15 protein-coding genes and 1 tRNA gene are annotated in these 21942 nt (G+C 63.8%); 9 read left to right on the top strand and 7 right to left on the bottom strand.

What is annotated here, in order from left to right; all coding sequences use genetic code 11:
- Window positions 1-7: 7 nt before the first annotated feature.
- Complete coding sequence (locus tag NKJ57_RS28380; RefSeq protein WP_023685078.1) at window positions 8-1423, bottom strand: adenylate/guanylate cyclase domain-containing protein; 1416 nt, start codon at window positions 1421-1423, stop codon at window positions 8-10.
- Window positions 1424-1724: 301 nt separating this feature from the next.
- Between NKJ57_RS28380 and NKJ57_RS28375 the strand changes: the two genes are divergently transcribed.
- From NKJ57_RS28375 to NKJ57_RS28365, 3 genes are all read left to right on the top strand, one after another.
- Complete coding sequence (locus NKJ57_RS28375) at window positions 1725-2546, top strand: hypothetical protein (protein WP_352513592.1); 822 nt, start codon at window positions 1725-1727, stop codon at window positions 2544-2546.
- A gap of 136 nt (window positions 2547-2682) precedes the next feature.
- A complete protein-coding gene (locus NKJ57_RS28370) occupies window positions 2683-3201 on the top strand; it encodes a GNAT family N-acetyltransferase (protein ID WP_352513591.1) in 519 nt (172 codons plus the stop codon).
- A gap of 29 nt (window positions 3202-3230) precedes the next feature.
- Window positions 3231-4574 carry a hypothetical protein gene (locus NKJ57_RS28365; protein ID WP_352513590.1) on the top strand — a complete coding sequence of 448 codons (1344 nt, stop codon included), beginning with the start codon at window positions 3231-3233 and terminating at the stop codon, window positions 4572-4574.
- Between the two features lie 20 nt (window positions 4575-4594).
- Here the strand turns inward: NKJ57_RS28365 and NKJ57_RS28360 are convergent, their stop codons facing one another.
- On the bottom strand, window positions 4595-6358 hold the full coding sequence (locus NKJ57_RS28360; RefSeq protein WP_352513589.1) for an adenylate/guanylate cyclase domain-containing protein: 1764 nt from the start codon (window positions 6356-6358) through the stop codon (window positions 4595-4597).
- Window positions 6359-6648: 290 nt separating this feature from the next.
- On the opposite strand from NKJ57_RS28360, the gene NKJ57_RS28355 reads away from it, so the two are divergent.
- Together NKJ57_RS28355 and NKJ57_RS28350 are read left to right on the top strand one after the other, a co-directional pair.
- Complete coding sequence (locus tag NKJ57_RS28355; RefSeq protein ID WP_023672128.1) at window positions 6649-9933, top strand: adenylate/guanylate cyclase domain-containing protein; 3285 nt, start codon at window positions 6649-6651, stop codon at window positions 9931-9933.
- 19 nt (window positions 9934-9952) lie between these two features.
- Window positions 9953-10633, top strand: coding sequence for a redoxin domain-containing protein (locus NKJ57_RS28350; protein ID WP_352513604.1), 681 nt, complete (start codon window positions 9953-9955; stop codon window positions 10631-10633).
- 20 nt (window positions 10634-10653) lie between these two features.
- Here NKJ57_RS28350 and NKJ57_RS28345 read toward each other — a convergent pair whose 3' ends face one another.
- On the bottom strand, window positions 10654-12876 hold the full coding sequence (locus NKJ57_RS28345) for an SAM-dependent methyltransferase (protein WP_352513588.1): 2223 nt from the start codon (window positions 12874-12876) through the stop codon (window positions 10654-10656).
- 128 nt (window positions 12877-13004) lie between these two features.
- A tRNA-Gly gene (locus NKJ57_RS28340) sits at window positions 13005-13079 on the bottom strand.
- A gap of 218 nt (window positions 13080-13297) precedes the next feature.
- Here NKJ57_RS28340 and NKJ57_RS28335 point away from each other — a divergent pair.
- The 4 genes from NKJ57_RS28335 (at window position 13298) to NKJ57_RS28320 (ending at window position 15939) form a co-directional block, all read left to right on the top strand.
- Window positions 13298-13795, top strand: coding sequence for a prolyl-tRNA synthetase associated domain-containing protein (locus NKJ57_RS28335; protein ID WP_352513587.1), 498 nt, complete (start codon window positions 13298-13300; stop codon window positions 13793-13795).
- 80 nt (window positions 13796-13875) lie between these two features.
- Window positions 13876-14883 carry a thioredoxin gene (gene trxA / locus NKJ57_RS28330; protein WP_352513586.1) on the top strand — a complete coding sequence of 336 codons (1008 nt, stop codon included), beginning with the start codon at window positions 13876-13878 and terminating at the stop codon, window positions 14881-14883.
- A 111-nt stretch (window positions 14884-14994) separates the two neighbouring features.
- Window positions 14995-15666, top strand: coding sequence for an LON peptidase substrate-binding domain-containing protein (locus NKJ57_RS28325; RefSeq protein ID WP_023685086.1), 672 nt, complete (start codon window positions 14995-14997; stop codon window positions 15664-15666).
- Window positions 15667-15696: 30 nt separating this feature from the next.
- On the top strand, window positions 15697-15939 hold the full coding sequence (locus NKJ57_RS28320) for a Trm112 family protein (RefSeq protein WP_023672122.1): 243 nt from the start codon (window positions 15697-15699) through the stop codon (window positions 15937-15939).
- A gap of 237 nt (window positions 15940-16176) precedes the next feature.
- On the opposite strand, the gene NKJ57_RS28315 is transcribed toward NKJ57_RS28320, so the two are convergent.
- Genes NKJ57_RS28315 through NKJ57_RS28305 form a run of 3 tightly spaced genes read right to left on the bottom strand, consistent with a single transcriptional unit; the run spans window position 16177 to window position 21918 of the window.
- Complete coding sequence (locus tag NKJ57_RS28315; protein WP_352513585.1) at window positions 16177-19449, bottom strand: error-prone DNA polymerase; 3273 nt, start codon at window positions 19447-19449, stop codon at window positions 16177-16179.
- Window positions 19446-20924 carry a DUF6504 family protein gene (locus NKJ57_RS28310; protein ID WP_352513584.1) on the bottom strand — a complete coding sequence of 493 codons (1479 nt, stop codon included), beginning with the start codon at window positions 20922-20924 and terminating at the stop codon, window positions 19446-19448. Before NKJ57_RS28310 ends, NKJ57_RS28315 begins: the two co-directional genes overlap by 4 nt.
- The gene (locus NKJ57_RS28305) at window positions 20866-21918 is read right to left on the bottom strand and encodes an ImuA family protein (RefSeq protein WP_352513583.1); all 1053 of its coding nucleotides are present in this window, start codon (window positions 21916-21918) and stop codon (window positions 20866-20868) included. The genes NKJ57_RS28310 and NKJ57_RS28305 overlap by 59 nt, the downstream gene beginning before the upstream one ends.
- Between the last annotated feature and the right edge of the window lie 24 nt (window positions 21919-21942).

Below are 21942 nucleotides of genomic sequence, written 5' to 3'. Positions count from 1 at the left end.
GAACTCTTCAGGGGATCGTATAGACCGCTATCTCCCGCTCGATGCCGCGCAGCGAGACCTCGTGCGGCACGGGCGTCAGCGCGTTCCTGTGCAACAGATCGGCGGTGAGATTGTCGTCAACCACCGCACGCGTGGCGAAGATCGCCTGTGCGTTGGCAAGGTTTTGGACCCGCGAAGCAATGTTGACCGTCTGGCCGAAATAATCCTGCCGCTCGTTCATGGACACGGCTATGCACGGGCCGGCATGAACACCGATCTTGAGCAGAAGGTCCTCGCGCCCGCTTTTGTCATTGAGCGCCCGCATGGCGTCGCGCATCCGCAGCGCCGCGGCAATCGCACGGTCAGGCGTCGCGAAGGTCGCCATCACCGCATCGCCGATCGTCTTCACAACCGCGCCTGCCTCCGCCGCGACGATCTCGTGCAGAACCTGGAAATGCTCGCGCACGAGATCGAAGGCTGAAAGATCGCCCACCCGCTCGTAAAGCTCGGTCGATCCGCGCAGATCGGTGAACAGGAAGGTCAGGCTGGTGATCTTCAGGCGCTGGTTGATATCGAGCGTATCCGTGCGATAGAGATCCCGGAACGTCTGGTTGGTGAGCAGGCGCTTGGCGGTCACGAAGGGCCGGCGCTTGCCCAGGAAATCATGCAATACCGGGCAGGCGATGAAGACCGTCGGCAGCACGCGCGTGTCGGTCCTGTTTTCCAGCGAAATGCGCAATGGGCCGGGTTGCATCTCCAGCGTCTGGCTCTGGACATGGTCGCGGTCGAACGCCAGAGAGAGGTTTCGCCGCTCTTTTGCCGGTTCGCCCTTCGCGTCGATGAACTGGGCCGAATGCGTGACCGGCTCGAAGACGATGATGAATTGGGGCGGAAGCTGGATGTGCAGAACCGCCTTTTCACCGGGCGCAAGCTCGATATCTTCCAGCGAGAACGCTTCCATCTTTTCCGCCAGATCCTCGTCCGGCAGATCGGCCCCGGACGCCCAGTAGATCTGGCGGTAATATTCCACCAACGGCAGTTCGTGTGGATTGTGGGCGGCAATCCTGCGCACGCGGGGACTGACGGTGAATGTCACCTCGACCATCTCGTCGAGGGTCGGCGAATAGCCCTGGGAGCACAGCGCGCAGGTGTATTCGTCCTTCTGCATGGTTTTCAGCGTGGCGTTGGTGTCGAGCACGCCGCCACAGCCGGGGCACAGAACATTCCAGGAAATGTCGAAGATGCCTACCCGCGCCGCATGGAGAAAGGCGCTTATGGTGCGTTCCTCGTCGAGGCCATGCTTGCTGGCGAAGGCCAGCGCATTGATGCGGCAAAGTTCGCGGTCCTTGCCCTCGGCGATGGTTTGCCGGATTGCGTCGATTGCCTGCGGATCGACATCGGTCGATTGCCGCAGAAGCGAGAACAGATCCTGAGCTTCGGTCATCGTGCAGGCTCCGGAAATTGCGCCGCTAGAGCATGATGCCGAAAAGTGTGAAGCGGTTTTCGGACGACATCATGCTCTATTTCCTGATTTAGAGGCGGATTCAGATTTCAGGTCGGACAGACCTGAAATCATCCGGCTCTAGGCGTGTTGGCCGGACCGATCTTCGACCCGAACGCTCCATCATACTGCGAAACGGACCGTACGGCCATTCGAATGGACAAGCCTGGTGACAGGTCAATTTCCATTTGTTGAATTCCAAACTATGATAGCCCATGGGGCATTCATCTCTGGGGTTTTCTCCATGCCGACACGCGACAACCCGCCATTTCCGGCGGCCCTTCGCCTTTTCTCGGCGGGGGTCATCATCGTCCTGATCGTTGGGGCCGGCCTGTTTTTCGCGCCTGCGCTGGTCAAGCCGCGCTGGCCCTGGGCCGTCACGCCGTTCAATGCCCGCTTCCTCGGCGGCTTCTACACCGCCGAAATGGCAGTGATGGCGGCGCTGCTGGTCTGGAATCGCTGGTCGCCCGGCAGGCTCGTGCTGGTCATGGCCTTCATCTTCACCGTCATCGTGTCGGCGGCTTCGTTCATCAATCTCGGCTATTTCAACTTCGAGCGCAAAGCCCCCTGGCTCTGGTTTCTGGTCTATCTTGCGTCAGCCGCGGTATCCGGGCTGTTCCTGTGGCGGGCAAGGGCCCGCCCTGCTGCAAAAGGCGTGATCTTAAACCCCGCATGGCGCGCCTACCTACCGGTGGAAATGACGATCCTCGGGGTCTACGGCGTCGGCCTGTTGCTGTTTCCCCTGACATTCGGTGGCTTCTGGCCATGGCCGATCGATGCTTTTCACGCCCAGGTCTACAGCGCCATCTTCCTCGCGGGTGCAGGCGGCACCTATCTCGTCTGGAGAAGTGCGCCGCGTGAGGAATTGCTGGTGCTCGGCCTGGCGCAGTTTCTGGTTGGCCTGCTTGCCGTCCTTGGCCTCGTCATCACCGACGCCGCCGTGCACCGGATCGACTGGACGGCGGCCGGGACATTGTGCTGGCTCGCCCTTTTCGGCTGGATCGGCATCAGCGGTATCCTCAAACTCTACGCCGCCCCCCGGCATTTTGCCGCGCAATCGGCATAGGTCGCAGAGACGGCTGGATTTTCAGGTGACGTCCGGTGCATCGTGCCGGGCATATTGCCTCTGTCCTTTGTTCTGACGCAATTCCGGACGGAAAACCGCTCACACTTTTCCTGGAATTGCTATAGCCGGAAAAGCCATGACCAGCACGCCACCCCTAGAGAAAATCCAGCCGCAGCTCCGGGCCGTCCGGCCAAGCGATGCCGAGGCGCTGTGCGCTATCTTCAATATGCCGGGGTTCCGCTGGGGCACGCTCAGGATGCCGTTCGAGATGGTGGAGCAGGTGGAGCGGCGCATCGCCAAGTCCGGCCCGGAAACCACCTGGATCGTTGCGGAGCTGGACGGCAAGGTTGTCGGCCATGGCAGCCTGGTCGCGCAGGGTTCGCCGCGCCGCTCGCATATCGGCGAGATCAATATCGGCCTTGACGATGGCTTTGTCGGCAGAGGCATCGGCTCTGCCATCCTTGGCGCGCTGCTTGACGTGGCCGACAACTGGCGCGCCCTGAAGCGGGTCGAGTTGACTGTCTATGCCGACAACGAACCGGCCATCCGTCTCTACACAAGCCACGGCTTCGAGGTCGAGGGACGGCATGTGAAGGCCGGTTTTACCGACGGGCAGTACCACGACCTCCTGAGCATGGCCCGGCTGCGGTTCTGATGACCGCCGTCCCTGCCCCTGCGCCTCCGGTGGACATTTTGGCTGTGCTGTCGCTGCTCTGCCCGGAGGTCGTGCGTGACATCGAGCAGAACTGGAATGCGCCGGTTTCCGATTATGCCCGCCATCTGTGGCGGCCGGTGGCAAGGCCTGCATCGGCCCCGTCGATCGCTGCCCGCTCGATCCTGCGAGACGTCCTGCAGCAGCGCCTCGGTGCGATCGTGCAGCCTGAAGCGATCGGCAGGGCCCTCGACGAATTCGACCACAGACCGGTTATCCAGTCCGGCCTGCACTGCCTGCTTCTGATGGATCGGATCACCTTCGATGCCCTGCTGCTTGCCTGGCTCGGCGCGGTCGAAAACGGGCTGTCGGCTTTTTTCGGCTTCATGGGAACGACAATGACCATGGAGACAACCGGCCGGGAGGGGCCGGGATGGCTCGATGTCGGTGACGACAAGGTCAATTTGTTTGGCATGGGGCGCCACAAACTGTGCCGCAAAAGCGCCTGCGCGGCCGGTCCCGTTACCCTCAACGGGCGCGCGCTCGAAACGGTGGGCAATGAGACGGATGCCAGAAGCTGGCTGGGCACGCTGCTTGCCAGCCAGGACAAGGTGTTTGCAACCGCCGCCGATGCGCTGACAGAACTCAACGAGGATCTGGTCGCCGATTGGGATCGTTCCGGCATGGCTCGGCCGGTTTTCATCGATGATAGGCTGGCCGCGACTGTCGTGTCGCGGCATCTGGAAGATGAAGGCAGCCTTCTTTCCAGGCTGCTCCTCGAGCCCGCAAGGCGCCGGCGTCTCGACCATGCCTTGCAAGAAGCCGCATCGGGCCCATTTGGCAGGTTCCTGCCCAATGCCACGGCCTATTTCTGGGGCATCCGCGAGCAGCGCGTGCGCAAGCTCGTCCTCAAGAACGGGCGGCTGATCGAGCCTGACAGGCCGCATGGTCTTTCCATCCCGTTCGAGCGGCCGCATCTCCAGCAGGCACTGCTGGACGGCATGCTTTTGCCGGACTTGTTCCTGATGTTCCTTGCCCTTGCCATATTGCCGCGCGTGCGGGTTGTGGGCGGCCTGAGACAGATTGGCTATGTCGCGCTTTTCCACTCGATCCTGCTGGCTGCGCTGGATGAAAACGCGCCAGAAGAGCGCGATCTGGCCGCCGAGCTGCAGGTTCGGGAAAATGCCTGGGGCATGCGGGTCATCGATGAAAAGATCTCGGTCCGCGAGCAGCTTGCCGGCCTGCCGGAAGGGGCGCTCTTCCCGGACCTGCTGCGGCAATACCGGTTGCGGACATTTGCCGAGACGACCGATGACCTGAAACCGGTTCGCGAAAACGCCCGATGGCGCAAGATCGGCCGGGCCTCAGGCCTCTGATCCGGCCGGGCTTTAGCCTGTCATTGCACCACGCCGGCCTTGCGGAGCCCCTCGACCATCAGTTCGAAATCGGCAGGGTTCTTGTAAGGCAAGACCTTGCGACGATGTTCCAGCGAATAGGCGGGATTAACGCGAAGCAGGTCCTGCCATGCCGCATGGGCCTCCTCCAAACGGCCCAGATGGCCGTAGCATGCGGCCAGAAGCGCACGCGACACGTCGGTGACAGCGTTGCGAGCCAGCCGTTGCAGCAAGAGGTCGACGGCCTCTTCGTACCTTCCCAGTTGAAACGATGCCAAAGCCTGGAAGTGCAGAAGCACATCCGGGAAGTATGGATTCAAGGTCTTTCCCCGGGCGAAACTCTCTAGCGCCTCCGCGGGTCTACCCGAATAATACAGCGCCTCGCCGCGGGCGACGTGCGCTTCGGCGAAGTTCGGATTGAGAGCTATCGCGCGCTCGACCTCGCCGATGGCTTCATCGTGCCGCCGTGTGTAAAGCTTGGCCGATGCCAGCGCCCAGTGCGCCCAGGGATCGCTGTCATCCAGCGTTACCGCTCGCGTTGCTGCCTCTTCCGCTTGCGCCATCGAGTCCGACGCACCCCACCTGTTGAGGTAATCGAGCCCGTACGTGAGGGCTAGGAAAGCGTGGGCAGAGGCAAATTTCGGGTCCAGTTCGATGGCCCGCTGCAAGAGCTCGCGGGCCGCGACGTTCGTGTCCTTCGTCAGCCGGTGCCACAGCTCCCGGCCCCGCAGGAAACAGTCATACGCCTCCGGGTTGCGCTGGTGTTCGGGCGCCAGCCGCAGACGGTCATCCTCGGTCAGATTGAGCGCCAGCGCACCGACGATGTGCTGCGTCACGTCATCCTGCACGGCGAATATGTCGGTCAGATCGCGATCGAACCGCTCCGCCCAAAGATGGCCGCCTGAGATTGCATCGATGAGCTGCGCGGTGATGCGTACCTTGTTCCCCGACTTGCGTACGCTGCCTTCAAGGACATAGCGCACGCCGAGCTTCGTGCCGACATCCTGCACATGGACGTTCTGGCCCTTGAAGATGAAGGACGAATTGCGAGCGATGACGAAGAGCTGTGACAGTTTGGACAGCGCCGTGATGATGTCTTCGGAGATGCCGTCGGCGAAGTAGTCCTGTTCGGCATCACCGCTCATATTGGCGAACGGCAGCACGGCGATCGACAGTTTCGGCGGCGTTGCCGCAGCCGGAGGGCTCGTCGGGGTTTGCGAGGTCGCGGCCACCTTGGCCCCGGCGCCGACTTGCAGCGAATACACTCGGATCGGCTCGGCGATGTTCTTGAGCTGTGTGCTGCCGAGATCGCTGACCGAGAGGTCAAGCCTGGCCTTGACCTGGCGATAGGCATCCTCGGACAGGCAGATGGCGCCGGGCGCCGCAACGCCCTCCAGACGCGAGGCGATGTTGACGCCGTCACCCATCAGGTCGCCATCGCTCTCTTCGACCACGTCGCCCAGATGGATGCCTATCCTGAACTCGATGCGGCGCTCCTGCGGTACGCCGGCATTGCGCTCAACCATACCGTTTTGAATCTCAACGGCGCAGCGCACGGCATCGACCACACTGCGAAACTCAACCAGTGCCCCATCTCCGGTACGCTTGATAACCCGCCCGTGGTGCACTGCAATGATCGGATCGATCAGGTCGCTGCGCAGTGCCCGCAACCGCGCCAAGGTACGATCTTCGTCCGCGCTCGCGAGCCGGCTGTATCCGACCACATCTGCAGCCAGGATTGCGGCCAGCTTACGGTTCTCGCTCATGGGTCGCCTCCTCATCTCCATCATAGCAGGAAGACGGCGGGACGAGGGAATTTTCGCAAATCACGGCCACGCAGCCGCCCGTATCGGCAGTGCTCCACCGCCGAACCCAGACCGATGCCCATTTGCGCTGCCGCTTGCCGGTTGACGACTATCGGTTCATCCTTGTGAATACCCCGGCCGTGACGAGCGTGGCGAGATCACGCGTCATGGCCCAAGGTCAAAGAGATAGAGCATGATGTCGTCCGAAAACCGCTTCACACTCTTCGGCATCATGCTCTGGTGAGGTGTCCATGAACTGCTCGGGCTGCGGTTTCGAGATCGAGGGCGGTTACGCCTTCTGTCCGAAGTGTGGCCGCCGCCAGCCCGTGCCATGCGCCAGTTGCGGCTACGCCTGCGCACCTGATTTCGAGTTCTGTCCTAAATGTGGGGCAAGCGTCGGTGCGTCCGCAAAAGCTGCCGAACGGCCTGCTCCGACACCAAGCCGCACCATTGCGCAGCCCTCTCGAGCTCCATCGCCGAACATCGAAAGCGAAGAGGGGCCGCATTCCGTCTCCGACGCCGATCGACGAACGGTAACGGTGCTGTTCGCCGATCTCTGCGGCTTCACGACACTCAGCGAGCAGCTCGACCCCGAGGTCATGCAGGCGCTGCAGAACGAACTGTTCAAGGAATTGACGGCGGCCGTGCAAGGCTTTGGTGGTTTCGTCGACAAATTCATCGGCGACGCTCTGCTCGCCTTGTTCGGTGCGCCGGTCGCGCATGAGGACGATCCGGAACGTGCGCTTCGAGCCGCTCTCGACATGATCGCCCGGACGGCGCGGCTCGGTGAAAGCACCCGCCACTCCGGCTCGCCGCTGCTGCTCCACATAGGCATAAACACGGGTCCGGTCGTTACTGGCGGATTGGGCATCGGCACCGCCAAATCCTATTCGGTGACCGGCGACACGGTGAATACGGCGCAACGCCTGCAATCGCTGGCTGCACCGGGTGAGGTGCTGGTGGGCGAACTCACGCACAGGCTGACCCGGCATGCCTTCTCGTACGAGTCGCTGGGCGATGTCGTCTTTCGCGGCAAGGCTGGCAGTGTGCTCGTCCACCGACTGGATGCACCGCTTGCGGCGCCGCGTGCAGCGCGCGGGCTCGAGGCGCTCGGCCTCAGTGCGCCCATAATAGGTCGTGATGCGGAGCTCAACAGAATGCTGGCGAGCCTTGACTTGGCGTGCGGCGGCTCGGCCCAGCTTGTCCGCCTCGTCGGCGAAGCCGGTATCGGGAAGTCGCGGTTGGTGAAGGAGTTCGTCGCCCGCGTCGGCGACGAGGATCGTTTTCGCAACGTCGCCGTGCGGCAGGCCACGTGCTCACCGCTGGGTGAACAATCATTTGGCGCCCTGGGTGCAGTGGTGCGCAGCGCTGCCGGGATGATGCAAAACGACAATGGGGACGAAATGCGGGGCAAGCTCGCAGCCTTGCTTGCCGATCTCGGCCTGCAGGGCGAGGAGGCGAAGCGGCTGATGCCTTTGCTCTACCATGTGCTTGGCCTCGGCGACCCCGATGCCACCTTGCAGCATGTCGAGCCCGAGCAGCTGCGGCGGCAAATTCTCTACGCGGTCCGCACAATCATGGAACGGCGGCTTGCGTTGTCGCCGCTATTGATTGTCGTCGAAGACCTGCACTGGGCCGACTCCGTCTCGCTCGAGGCACTGCGTTTCGTGATGGACAGACTGGAACGCACGCGGCTGATGTTGCTGGTCACGCATCGTCCGGCGTCGGACAACGACCAACTCGACTCAAGTCGGGTCAGCCACACAGCGCTCAGGCTTTCGCCGCTCGACAGCGATGACGGACGCCGCCTGGTGGCGGCGCTTTTCGGCGAGAGCTGGGTAAACGCCGCAGGAGGGCTTCTCGACCAGATCCTCGAGCGCGCGGGCGGCAACCCGCTTTTCTTGGAGGAGATCGTTCGCGGCCTTATCGATCGCGGTGTATTGGTGCGCGAGGGCCAGCAATGGCGGACCGTGGCAGGCGAAGTCGCAACCGGCATCCCCGCCACGATCCAGGCAATGTTGCTTGCTCGCGTCGACCGGCTGCCGCAAGAGGTGCGCCGGTTGGCCCAGGAAGCCGCGGTAATCGGCCCGCGCTTCGATGCCACGCTTCTGAAAGCCGTGGCAGCCGACCCCGGCCGACTGGAAGCGGGCTGCGAACTGCTTTGCGATGCGGAAATCATCGAGGAAGTTGCCGGATCAGGCTCGGTCTCGTCGCAAAGCTACCGCTTTACGCAAACATTGCTGCAGGACGTGATCTACCAGAATCTGCTCCTGCAACGCCGGACCGACATCCACCGCCGGGTAGGTGCCGCCCTGGAGCAACTGTGCGGCGACAAGCCGGAACGGTTCGAGGATCTGGCCGTGCTCGGTCATCATTTCGCTCAGAGCGCCGAGCGGGAGAGGGGCGCGCATTACCTGCAGGCGGCGGGAGATCGCGCTCGCATGATATACGCCAATGACGACGCCCTTCGTTTCTACGAGCGAGCACTGACTGCGTTGGGCGCGATCGGGCAAACACCGCTCAAACTGGCAATTGCAGAGCGCATTGCCGATTTGAGCGGCCCGGCAGGCCGCCGCGAGATTGCACACCGCCACTACGAGGCGGTGCTGCAGGCCTATCGCGAGTCAGCCGATCGTGTCGCGGCGGCGCGCGTTTTGCGCAAGATCGGTCGGCTGTTTTGGGACGTGGGCAAGCGGGACGACGCGGAATCGCGCTACGCTGAAGCGGCAGCGCTCCTCGATGGAGCGGATGCCCCGATCGAGCAGGCGCATCTCTGGCAAGAACGTGGCCGACAGGCGTTCCGCAGCGGAGATCACACTCTCGCGGCAAAATGGGCAGACGCGGCGCTGGATTGCGTACGCTCTCTGACAACGGAACATGTCTCCGATGATGCCACCCTCGTGACCGCCGAGGCACTTAATACCAAGGCTGTTGCGCTGGCTCGCCTTGGGCGAAACCATGAAGCCGTGCGTGAGGTTGAGCGCAGCATTGAATTGGCCGAAGCCGCCGGTCTGCTGGGCGCGGCCTGCCGCGGCTACACCAATCTCGGGGTGCTCTACACGACCATCGATCCGGCGAAGGCGATGGAGGTCTGTCGGCGCGGTCTTGAAGTGGCGCGCCGTATTGGCGATTTGGGTTTCCAGGCGCGCCTCCTCGCCAATCTGGCGGTAGCTTGTTGTACTTTCACGGATCGCTGTCCAACGGAGGGCGTGCCTGCTGCCGAGAAGGCCATCGAGATTGACCGGGCGCTCGACCAGCGCGAGCACCTGCCAGTGCCGTTGATCGTGCTTGGGCAGATCCACCAGTGCAACGGCCATCCGGAACTGGCGATCGGCTTGTTCCACGAAGCACTGGAGGTAGCCCGCGAAACGGGCGAGCCCCAACTGCTGTTTCCGTGCTATGATGGACTCGCAACGCTTAATCTCGACCTCGACAATCTGGCCGAGGCCGAACGCTACTTTTCCCTGGCGCAGGGTATATGCGCCCAGCACGGGCTCGACCCGGAAGCGCTTGTGGTGCTGCCTTTTCTCGACTAGCCGGGATAGGGGGTTGGACATGTCCGCGCCTAGTGGATTGATACCGCTTCAACCGGGCGACCGGGCGCCGAACCTGATACTCGACGCCATTACCCAGGAAGGCAAGATTGCGCTTGACGACTTTCGCGGGCAAAAACCGGTGCTGGTCGGCCTGTTTCGAGGTCTGCATTGTGCGTTTTGCCGGCGCCACATCGCCGCTCAGGCGCGTCTCGATCCGGAGCTGCGCGAAAAGGGCGTGGAGAGCCTGACGGTGGTCAACACGCCGATCGAACGGGCGCGGCTCTATTTCCGCTACCATCCAATGCCGAACCTGCTTGCGGCGTCGGACCCGGAACGCGCTTCACATCGTGCTTTTGGACTGCCCAATCTCGAATTCACCGAGAACGAGACGAACTGGCCGTACAAGGTCGCGATGGCAGCGGCACAGGACATGCGGGTCGACATACCTGGCGAATTGCCCGGTCCCATGGATCCGATGACAGCCGCCGCAATCCTCGACAAGAAGGACAACTACGAACTGACCGAAGCCGACGAGCAGATGATGGCCACGGGACACGGACAACTGGTTGGTCAGTTCCTGCTGGACCGGCAGGGGATCGTCCGCTGGAGCTTCACGGAGGTCCCGGAGGGTGGGCGATACATGTTTGGCGCCCCAAACCCGAAGGAGCTGATGTCAGCCGTGTCGCAAGTCGCCCAATAATGAACTGACAAGTTCACCGTTTATCCGAGCACGGCCTCGACAGTGGCGACAAAGTCATCGAGCGAGCGGTCGCCGCGAATCTCGATACGCGGAAGGTCGATGAGATCGCTATCGAGGTCCGCCGGCCCGTGTTTGCGGCCGAAGCCTATTCGATAGCCGCACTCCCTGGCCAGCCGGCCAAGCCGTCGGTCGGTGACGGAGAAGGGTGCCGCGAACGCCGTGGTTGGCCGACCGGTCCACCGTTCGATGAACAGACGAGAGCGCAGGAGCTCGGCGGCCAGGTCAGCGCTCGACAGACCATCTATGGCGCGATGCGTCGCCATGTGGCTGCCGAAGAAGGCGCCTTCGGCAGCGAGGCGTCGCACCGTCCCGGCGCCCATAAGCGGCGTCGGCGGACCGATGTCGGTGTCCCACTTTGCACTTTCGCCCACCAGGTCCGTCACCAGGAACACTTCCGCAGTCAGGTCGTTGGCGCGCAAGATCGGCCAGGCACGGTCGGCGAAGTTCTGGAAGCCGTCATCGAAGGTGATGAGCACCGGGCGGCCGACGAAAGGCTGACGGTTGGTGATGAACTGCTCCAACTGCTCGGAGCCAATGGCGTGAAAGCCATTGGCGCGCAGCCATGCCATCTGGCTGGCGAATGCGGCGGGCGTGAGCCGAAAGCGAGCGAGCGCGGCCGGACCTTCATCGGCAACGCCGTGATACATGAGGACAGGGATATGCCGGCGCTGCTCGTTACGTGCGACGTCGCGGCGCAAGGCTCGCGCCCCACCCCAGACGATATTTCGCGCGACGCCGATTTCGATGGGCGCGCGGATCGGCACATGATCGATCACCGGGTCCGTCGCCACATCGCCCGACGACAGGCGGCGGAAGCGATCTATGCGGTAGAGCTCGGTCTGGATCGATTGCTCGAGGACGAGGCCTTCGGTCGCCGCCAGCGTCTCGGAGATCGACTGGGCACCGAATGTATTCCAGTCGAAGCCGGTCTTTTCGACATTGTCACGCAGCACGAATGCGTGTGCGCTGATGATGCTGCCGCCAGGCGCCAACGCCTGGGCGAATTTCCTGGCGATGCGCCGTAGCTCGGCGAGGTCATCGAGGTAGTAGAGCACTTCCGAGCAGACGATCAGATCCATCTTACCCGGCAGCGTGTCGGCAGCGAAATCGAGTACCCCGAACTCGACATTCGGCTGATCGGTGCATCGCACGCGGGCCCGCCCGACGGCTATGGCGGAAATGTCGGTTGCGGTCAAATGGCCGACGCGAGGTGCCAGCTGCCGCGTGAAGTGGCCCTCCGCGCAGGCCAACTCGAGCGCCCGCCCGATGGGACCGGGAGGCAGGATTTCGAGCTGGCGCTCGTATTTTTCCTGCTCATAGGACGAACCGTAGTTCCACGGATCCTCGGTCGCGAAATAGCTGTTCCAGAACGCCGTGCGATCCTTGTCGTGCTTGTCCGCGACCCGTGCGCGGCGCGGCGCAACAGGCTCTGACGGTTCAGCGCTCGACCGAACCAGGTCATGCGCCTGTGCGGCCAATTGCGCGAGTTTGCCGAAATGGCTGTCCGGATCGGGCTCGCTTCCCGCCATGGCAAACGATGCCTCGGCTGCAGGCGTGTTTGACGTGGTCGCGCCGGCGCCCTTTTGCGGTGCAGGCGATCCTCCCGCAAGCCGCTCAGCAGGCACTACATCCAGGATCAATTCAATCCAATGATCGCTCGTCACAGTCCCGAGTGCACCGAACTGCACGACAGCCTCGATCCGGCCATCCAGCATCAGATGGGCATAAATCTGATCGATGCCTTCCGGCAGTTCGGTCGCGGTCGGGTTGCGAGCGTCGACGCGAACTCCGAGCGTTCGCGCCAGCCTGCGCGGCGTGGCAAGATCGTCGGGTTCGAGAAGCATTTGCTCAAGCTGGTACTGGACGCGGCGAGCCGCTGCGGGATTGTCCCAGATCTTGCTGAGTTCGATGATCAACGCGGTGGTTGCGCTGCCGAACCTCGCCCATCCGGCAGCCAATTGCGCCGGCACCGACAGGCTTCCTGCCATGAGGCCATCGAAGATTACCTTGGCAATCTCATGCGCCCACTTGCGTCCCGCCGGGAGCGCGCGCAGGGGCTGCGGGTCGACCAAGCGCGAGCCTGAGCCGCATTCGGACGCGGCGTTCCGCAACGCCAGCCAAGCAAGCGCTTCGGATGCGGTGCCGCCGTTCGCCGAACTGGAAACCAAGGGATTATTCGCCACGCCGTACTACCCGCGCCTGGTTTTGAGGGAGAACAAGTGTCCCGCAACGCGCTTACATCGCCGGTCTGGAAAAAGCAAAAGGCGCCCCGAAAGGCGCCTCTTCATCGCTTGATTCCCCTAGAGGAAACTGGAGCGGGTGAAGCGATTCGAACGCTCGACCCCAACCTTGGCAAGGTTGTGCTCTACCCCTGAGCTACACCCGCTCACACGGCCCTCGGGGCCGCAAGCCGGGCCTATATGGCTGAAGAGCGCGGCGATTGCAACAGGGAAATGACGGGCTTTTTAGCCGCGCCAAATTCGCCTGGCCGAACCTTGTCGGCCACGCGGGTGGTTCATCGACTTCCCGCATGACGGTCTTGTCTCGGCGGCACCATTGGCCGTAAACGGCTTTGCCGCGCGCCGATACAGGGGAAGACCACCAATGCCGAAGACCGAAGCCGAGCTTCTCGCCTTTCTTGCCAATCTCGGCATAGACGTGTCGACCGTGCGTCATCCGCCGCTCTATACGGTGGCCGATTCGCAGTCGCTGCGCGGCGAGATACCGGGCGGGCACACGAAAAATCTGTTTCTCAAGGACAAGAAGGACAATTTCTTCCTGGTCAGCGTCGGCGAGGAGGCGGTCGTCGACCTGAAGCAGATCCACACGATCATCGGCGCCGCCGGCCGGGTGTCGTTCGGCAAGCCGGAGATGCTGATGGAGCTGCTCGGTGTCATTCCGGGCGCGGTCACCGTGTTCGGGCTGATCAACGACACCGAAAGACGGGTCAAAGTGGTGCTCGACCAGGATTTGATAGCACATGCGACAGTCAACGCGCATCCGCTGACCAATGAGGCGACGACGTCGATCGCGTCCGCCGACCTCATCAGATTCGTCGAGGCAACCGGACATGATGCTGCTATCTTGAAAGTCTCGGCTTGATCGCCACATGGATGGCGAAAACTGATCTCTAGTTAAGGACGTCGCGCTGCTCCGCGGGGCGCGATCGGAAGGGCGACGACATGAGCGACAACAACAATCCGTTTGGCGGCCAATTCGGCGGCAATTCTGGCCAGTACACCACGTCCGTGCAATATGGCGGCGCCGAGCCGGCCAAGTCGGCACTTGGCTCGACACCCGGCGCAGCACCTGCCGCTGGCGAGCTGATCAAGGACACCACGACCGCCACTTTCGCCGCCGACGTCATCCAGGAATCGCGCAAACAGCCGGTACTGGTCGATTTCTGGGCGCCGTGGTGCGGGCCCTGCAAGCAGCTCACGCCGCTTCTGGAAAAGGCGATCAAGGCCGCCGGCGGCAAGGTCAAGCTGGTCAAGATGAACATTGACGATCATCCCTCGATCGCCGGCCAGCTCGGCATCCAATCGATCCCGGCGGTCATCGCCTTCAAGGACGGCCAGCCTGTCGACGGCTTCATGGGCGCCATCCCCGAGAGCCAGATTGCCGAGTTCATCACCAAGGTCGGCGGCAAGGGCAATGGCGCGCAGCCGGTGGCCGAAGCACTGGCCGCGGCGGCGGAAGCGCATGCGGCGGGCGATGCGCAGACCGCAGCCGACATTTACGACGCCATCCTGGCGCAAGCGCCGGAGACGATCGAGGCGATTGCCGGGCTGGGCGAGCTTCTGTTCGAGGCCGGCGACAGCGACGGCGCCGAGGCGCTGCTGGCAACGGCGCCGGAGGCCAAGAAGAATGCGCCGGCACTTGCCGCGCTGCGTGCCAAGATGACGCTGGCTGCAGAAGCGGCAGCACTTGGCAATCCAGCTGAATTCGAGCAGCGACTGGCCGCCAATCCCGGCGACCACCAGGCGCGTTTCGACCTCGCCATGATCCAGAACGCCAGGGGCGAGCGCCATGCGGCGGCCGACAATCTTCTGGCGATTATAAAAGCCGACCGGACGTGGAACGAGGACGGCGCCAGGGCGCAGCTGCTGAAACTGTTCGAGGCCTGGGGCATGACCGACGAGGCGACGCTGGCGGCACGGCGCAAATTGTCGTCGCTGCTGTTTTCCTGAGCCGTTTGCCGGCCAAATTGCCGGGGCGTGGCTGTCGGGCCTTGCGGTCGGCGGCCGCCGCGCCAGATTAGGCCGATAACATCGCGCCCGAAGCGGGTCGGAGGAGTGAAGGTGCAGGTCGGAAACGCATTTTACCGGGTCGGCAAGGATCTGCCGGCAACCATTCCGGTGTTTCCGCTTGCCGGCGCGCTGCTGCTGCCGGGCGGGCGCATGCCGCTCAACATCTTCGAGCCGCGCTATCTGCAGATGGTGGATGAGGCGATCGCCGGCGCGCGGCTGATCGGCATCGTCCAGCCCAGCCTCAATGGCGCGTTGCGCGCCGACGGGGAGCCGGAACTGTGCAATGTCGGCTGCGCCGGGCGCATCATCTCGATGGCCGAGAGCGGCGACGGCCGCTATCTGGTTTCGCTGCAGGGCGTCTGCCGTTTCCGCATCACCAGCGAATTGCCGGTGAAGACGCCTTTCCGGCAATGCAAGCTGGCGCCGTTCCTCACCGATCTTGCCGAAGACCAGGCGGCAAGCGAGGTCGACCGGCCGGCGCTGTTGAAAGCGTTTCGCGCTTATCTGCAGGCCAACGATCTCGAAGCCGATTGGGAAAGCGTCAGCCGCGCCGAGAACACCATGCTGGTCAATGCGCTGTCGATGATGGCGCCCTACGGACCGGCCGAGAAACAGGCGCTGCTGGAGGCGCCCGACCTGAAAGCCCGCGCGGAGACGCTGATCGCGATCACCGAAATGGCGCTGGCGCGCGAGAATGAGGACTTTGGTTCCAGCCTGCAATAGGGGCTGAGCCGATGGCTGAAGGGGGATCCAATGGCTGCGGATGGGCGTGACGGCAAGTCGGTCAATGTCGATCCAAAATTGCTGGAGCTGCTGGCCTGCCCGCTGACCAAGGGGCCGCTGGCCTGGGACCCGGTGCGCGGCGAGTTGATCTCGCGGCTTGCCAAGCTCGCTTATCCCGTGCGCGACGGCATCCCGATCATGCTGCCCTCGGAGGCGCGGACTATTTCGGCGGAAGACGTGCTGTCGCCGCCGCGATTGGGTGGGCCGGGCTGAATCAGAGCGTCGCTGAAGTTTGCTGAAGGCTGGCGGGACAGCGCCCTGAAGTCCTGCCGGACATCTCCCCCACAAGGAGGGAGATTGCTTGTCGCTCCCGCTTCGCCAGTCTTTATTGTTGAAAAATTGGCTGGATGGCGAAGCCGCCGATCTCCCCCAAGTGTGGGGAGATGCCCGGCAGGGCAGAGCAGGGCGCGAAGGATCATCGTCGCTTCGCATTCGATGAATAAGCTGCGCCTACTGAAAATTCCGCCCCTTGGGCATGACCCTTTCAGCTTTGTCCGAGAGGGTGGCAATGTCGGGCCGGGCAGCCGGCGTCATCTCTTCCAGCAGCACCGTCAGCCACGGCGTCAAATCCTCGATCTTTTCGGCGACGATGTGGATGACGTCGGATTCCGACTGCAGCTTGCCGGTGACCTTGACGAAGCGCGCGCCCATGACGATGGGCCGGAAACGGGTAAAGGTCCGCTCCCAGAAAATGACGTTGGCGACGGCCTTGTCGTCTTCCAGCGTCAGGAAGATCGCATTGCCCTTGCCGGGCCGCTGCCGCACCAGCACCAGGCCGGCGACCGAGACCCGCCTGCCGTCGCGCACCGAGCCGAGATTGGCATTGGGAATGACGCCGGCGCGGTCGAGCCGCTCGCGCAGGAAGGCGACCGGATGCGCCTTCAGCGACAGGCCGAGCGCGCGGTAGTCGTGGATGACGTGCTCGCCGAGCGGCATTGTCGGCAGTTTTGTCTCGGGCTCGAGTTCGCGCAGCCGGATCGCCGGCTGGTCGAACAGCGGCAGACGTTCGGCGGCGCTCTTGCCATCCAGCGCGCGCACCGCCCACAAGGCTTCACGACGATCGAGGCCGAGCGAGCGGAAGGCGTCAGCCTGCGCCAGTCTTTCGATTTCGCCGACATTGAGGCCCGAGCGCAGCCACACATCCCTGACGCTTGTATAGCCGGCGCCGCGCCGCGCGGTGAAAGCTTCCATACGCTTCTCGGCCAAGCCCTTGATCTGACGGAAGCCAAGCCGGACGGCGTACCGGGTCTTGATGACACCGCGCATTTCGGCATGGCGCCCCAGGATGCGGCCTGGATCGAATTGGGCTTTCTCCAGGGTGCAGTCCCAGTCGGAAAAATTGACGTCGACGTCGCGGATATCGACGCCATGGTCGCGCGCGTCGCGCACCAGCTGGGCCGGCTGGTAAAACCCCATCGGCTGCGAATTCAGGATCGCGGCGCAGAACACGTCGGGATAAAAGGTCTTGAACCAGCAGGAGGCATAGACGAGCAAAGCGAAGGAGGCGGCGTGGCTTTCGGGAAAGCCGTATTCGCCGAAGCCTTCGATCTGCTTGAAGCAGCGCTCGGCGAAGTCCTTGGTGTATCCCTTGCCGACCATGCCGTCGATCATGCGCTGGCGGTAATTGCCGATGGTGCCGGTGCGCTTGAAGGTGGCCATGGCGCGGCGTAGTTCGTCGGCTTCGCCGGGTTTGAAACCACCGGCGACGATTGCAATATTCATCGCCTGTTCCTGAAACAGCGGCACGCCGAGTGTCTTCTTGAGAATAGCCTCCAGCTCTGGCTTTTGATATTCAGCCGCTTCCTTGCCCTGCCGACGGCGCAGATAGGGGTGCACCATGTCGCCCTGGATCGGGCCGGGCCGCACGATCGCCACCTCGATGACCAGGTCGTAGAATTCGCGCGGGCGTAGACGCGGCAGCATCGACATCTGCGCGCGCGATTCGATCTGGAAGACGCCGAGTGTGTCGGCGCGGCAGATCATGTCGTACAAGTCGTTCTCTTCCGGCGGCAGGGTGGCCAGCACATAGGGTCGGCCGTAATCATCCCGGGCCTTCGGATAATGGTCGGTGAGCAAGGTGAAGGCGCGCTTCAGGCAGGTCAGCATGCCGAGCGCCAGAATATCGACCTTCAGGATCTTCACCGCGTCGAGATCGTCCTTATCCCACTCGACCATCTTGCGCTCGTCCATTGCCGTCTTGACGATGGGGACGATCTCGTCGAGCCGGTCGCGGGTAATGACGAAGCCGCCGACATGCTGCGACAGATGCCGGGGAAAGCCCATGATCTCGTTGGCGTGGGCGATCACGTGACGGGTCGAGGTCTCGTTGCGGTCGAGGCCGCCGGCATGCGCCTCCTTCTCGCCGAGCTCCGAGGTCGACCAGCCCCAGATCGAACTGGAGAGCGCAATGCGGACATCGTCCGACAGGCCCATGGCCTTGGCCACCTCGCGCAGCGCCGAGCGGCCGCGATAGCTGATGACGGCGGCAGCCAGCGCGGTGCGCTTGGCGCTGTATTTGGAGTAGATGTACTGGATCACCTCCTCACGCCGCTCATGCTCGAAATCGACGTCGATGTCGGGCGGCTCGTTGCGCTCCTCGGAAATGAAGCGCTCGAACAACGTGTCGATGCGCTCGGGGCCGACCTCGGTGATGCCGATGCAGTAGCAGACGATCGAGTTGGCGGCCGAGCCTCTGCCCTGGCACAGAATGCCCTCATTGCGGGCGAACTGGACGATGTCGTAAACGGTCAGGAAATAGCGCGCATAATTCAGACGCTCGATCAGAGCGAGCTCCTCACTGATGCGCTGCAAGACGGAAGCGGGGACGCCCGCCGGATAGCGCGTGGCGGCCCCCTCCCTGGCCAGACGCTCTAGCTCGGCCTGCGGCCCAAGCCCTGATTGCGTCGGCTCGTCGGGATAATTGTACTGGAGGTCGCTGAGCGAGAAGGTCAGTTCGCCGGCAAAGCGCAGCGTCTCGGCCAGCGCCCGTGGATGGCGGCGGAAGAGACGGGCCATTTCCAGCGGCGGCTTCAGATGGCGCTCGGCGTTGGCCGTCAATTCCAGCCCGACCTCAGCGACCGGCAAATTGAGGCGGATGGCGGTGAGCACATCTTGCAGCGAGCGGCGCTCGGCGCTGTGATAAAGCACGTCGTTGGTCGCCATCAGCGGCACGCCGGCGATGTCCGCCATGCCCGCCGCCTGCTCGATGCGGAAACGGTCATTGCCGCGATAATCCGGCGCCATGCCTAGCCGCAAATTAGCGCCGAAACGGTCTTTCAGTTGACGGACCAATGCCAGGGGATCGTCGGCATTCGCCGAGAGATCCGGCAGCACCGCCAGCGACAGCAGGTCGCCCCATTCGAGCAGGTCGCTGCGCTGGAGAAGGGTCGCGCCCTTCTCGTTTTCATCGCGCAAATTGGCTTGCGTCAGCATGCGGCAGAGATGGCCCCAGCCCTTGCGGTTCTGCGGATAGGCGAGAATGTCCGGCGTGCCGTCGCCGAACACCAGGCGGCAACCGGGGTGATAGGCGAGCTTCTCGACCTTGGCCTGCTGCCAGGCGCGCACGACGCCGGCCACCGTGTTGCGGTCTGCCAGTCCGATCGAGGAAAAGCCGAGGAATTTGGCCGCCACCACCAGCTCCTCCGGCTTGGAGGCGCCGCGCAGGAAGGAGAAGTTCGACTGGATGCCGAATTCCGCATAGGGGATGACGGTCAGCGCGTTCATGCGAAGACCCCATGCATGAACCAGCGCGGCGGCACCTGCGGGTTGCCATAGAGGCCTTGCCGGTAGAGCCAGTAGCGGCGGCCGTCGGCATCCTCGATCCGGAAATAGTCACGCGTCGATGTGAGCGGATCGCTTGACGTTTCACGCCACCATTCCGGCGCGATGCGTTCCGGCCCCTCGGCGCGCGCGACCCGGTAGAGCGCGCGGCGCCAGCGGAAATTCATCGGCGGACCCTCAGGCATTTCGGTGGCCGGCACCTCGATCGGCTCGGGCGAACGGAACAGCCGGATCGGCCGTTCCGGCGGGAAGATGGTTGCGCGCGGCGCGTCTTTCGAGCCCGGCTTCCTGAGCGGTGTTTTGCGTTGTGGCGCTTCCGAGAACGGGATGGTGGCAATGGCGCGCTCCGGCAGATGGCTCTCGAGGGCGACCGGTTTCAGCACCGCACTGTCGCCGAGCCTGGCGCGGATGCGGTCGGCAAAGAGTGCCATGTCGGCGCCGTAATCCTCGGTCTCGCCGGTCAAATCGGCCTGCTGCATGTCGAAGCCGGCGGCCGCCAGCACCGAAAGCCGCACCAGGTCGAAGCCGTAGCCGGCATCGATGTCCTGTTCGAGCGCGGCCAGCCGCTCATGGAACAGGCGCTGGATAAGCTTGGGTTCGCGCAACGGTCGCGAGGTACCGACAGCGATGCGGCTGACGGCGCCGTCGACGCGAAACAAAAGCAGCGCCAGCATCCTTGCGCCCTCGCCGCGGCGTTCGAGATCGGCCTTCAGCGTCACCGCCAGCAAGAGCACCAGCCGTTCGATCTCGGCGGTCAGCACGACCGGCTCGGCCAGGTGGCGTTCGACCGAAAGCGGGGCCACGGGCAGGCGCGGCGATACCGCCTCGTCGAGGCGGCCGAGCGCCTGGTCGAGCCGCAACAGCAAGGTCGCGCCGAAGCGACGGGCGAGCGGCGCGCGCGGCGTTGCCATGACCGCGCCGGCGGTCCGCAGGCCGACGCTTTCCAAGCTGGCGCGGATATCGGCCTCGATGCGCAGTGCCGCCAGCGGCAAGGGGGCGAGCAGCGCTTCCTCCTCGCCGGAGACAACGATGCGGTTGCCGCAGAAGCGCGCCGCCGCCCAGGCTGCACCCGGCGTCGCGGCCAACCCGGCGCGGACATCGAAACCCTGCTGGAAAAACCGCGCAAGGATGTCGTCCAGCATGGCGCGCTCGCCGCCGAACAGATGCGTGCAGCCGGTGACGTCGAGATAAAGGCCATCAGTACCGTCGAGCGCCACCAGCGGCGTATAGCGATCGCACCAGTCGGCGAGGCCTTCGAGCAGCCGGCGATCGGCGTCCGGATCGGCCTCGACGACGTCGATCGAGGGATGCATGGCGCGCGCATCGGCAATGCCCATGCCAGGCTTCAGATGCAGCGCCTCAGCCCGCTCGTCGAGGGCCGATATGCGCTGGGCGTTGCGGTCGCGATGGCTGATCACGAGCGGTGGGTGAGATGGCGGCAGATGATCCGAAGGCCGGGAACGCCACGACCGTCCCAGGCGCTGGCGCAGGATCCGTTCTGCCGCCAGATGCGGGAACCACAGCGACAGAATTCTCTGCCCGTTTTTCGCGGGGCTTTCTTTCTTCGAATGCGTGTTCATCGGGGTTCCACTCCAGTGTGAATTGTCCAGGCAGAGCGGTGCGGCTCTTGCCGATGCTGACGGTGAAGGCAGGCCGGCCGATCGAGCCGGCGAGCGACCCGGCGATCGTCCGGCGGCTCGCCGCTGGTGCAGCCGACACGATGAGGCGCACCGGGGCGGCGGTCGGCTCGGCTTCGCCGGCCTGGCGCAGCAGGAACACCGGCCGGCCGGCGTTTTGGGCGCGCGCGTGCAGCCGGCGCGTCGCGGTGAGGTCGAGCCGCTGCGGGCTGCCACGGATTTCGAGGATGATTGCGGCGAGCGCCGTCATCTTCGCGGCCTCCTCGGCTACCCACAGCGCATCGGTGAGTTTCGGCGCCTCGGAAAACAGCAATTGCTCCGGGGCGATACCGAACATGCCCTGCAATCCCCTGGCATAGGGAAAGCCGGCCTCGCGAAAAATCTCCGATGTGCCGATCCACAGCACGGGCAAGGGCTGGCCCCTGAGGATCAGGCTGACCAGCGACAGCACAAAGCCGGCGACGGCCCCGGCATTGCGGGTCTCAAGGCCATGGATTTCGTTCAAGGCGGCTTTCGGCAGGCCGCCGCTCAGCGCCGCATCGAGGCGCTCGACGCCGGTGGCCAGGAAAGCATCCGGCGAAGCCACGGCAAGCCCGCGGCGGATGATGGTGACATCGGCATTAGGTTCGGGCGCACCGCCGATAGCGCTGTCAGGGCACGCACGAGGTCGCTCGCCGGCCGGCACGGCCAGGCGCTCGGGCAGCGTTCCCTCGATCTTCGCGATCTGGCGGCGCAGGGCAAAAACAGTCTCCCGCGCCACGGCTGATGTCGCCATGACGGTCAATTTCTCTCATAATTG

Source organism: Mesorhizobium sp. M0077 (assembly GCF_040322955.1).
Classification (GTDB): domain Bacteria; phylum Pseudomonadota; class Alphaproteobacteria; order Rhizobiales; family Rhizobiaceae; genus Mesorhizobium.
The sequence above is the reverse complement of the archived record's forward strand: the minus strand, read 5'-3'. Positions and strand labels throughout refer to the sequence as shown.

Bases quoted from the DNA above. Each gene is read 5' to 3' on its own strand.
- NKJ57_RS28380 (WP_023685078.1), bottom strand. From the start codon at position 1,423: ATGACCGAAGCTCAGGATCTGTTCTCGCTTCTGCGGCAATCGACCGAT.
- NKJ57_RS28375 (WP_352513592.1), top strand. From the start codon at position 1,725: ATGCCGACACGCGACAACCCGCCATTTCCGGCGGCCCTTCGCCTTTTC.
- NKJ57_RS28370 (WP_352513591.1), top strand. From the start codon at position 2,683: ATGACCAGCACGCCACCCCTAGAGAAAATCCAGCCGCAGCTCCGGGCC.
- NKJ57_RS28360 (WP_352513589.1), bottom strand. From the start codon at position 6,358: ATGAGCGAGAACCGTAAGCTGGCCGCAATCCTGGCTGCAGATGTGGTC.
- NKJ57_RS28355 (WP_023672128.1), top strand. From the start codon at position 6,649: ATGAACTGCTCGGGCTGCGGTTTCGAGATCGAGGGCGGTTACGCCTTC.
- NKJ57_RS28350 (WP_352513604.1), top strand. From the start codon at position 9,953: ATGTCCGCGCCTAGTGGATTGATACCGCTTCAACCGGGCGACCGGGCG.
- NKJ57_RS28335 (WP_352513587.1), top strand. From the start codon at position 13,298: ATGCCGAAGACCGAAGCCGAGCTTCTCGCCTTTCTTGCCAATCTCGGC.
- trxA (WP_352513586.1), top strand. From the start codon at position 13,876: ATGAGCGACAACAACAATCCGTTTGGCGGCCAATTCGGCGGCAATTCT.
- NKJ57_RS28320 (WP_023672122.1), top strand. From the start codon at position 15,697: ATGGCTGCGGATGGGCGTGACGGCAAGTCGGTCAATGTCGATCCAAAA.
- NKJ57_RS28315 (WP_352513585.1), bottom strand. From the start codon at position 19,449: ATGAACGCGCTGACCGTCATCCCCTATGCGGAATTCGGCATCCAGTCG.
- NKJ57_RS28305 (WP_352513583.1), bottom strand. From the start codon at position 21,918: ATGGCGACATCAGCCGTGGCGCGGGAGACTGTTTTTGCCCTGCGCCGC.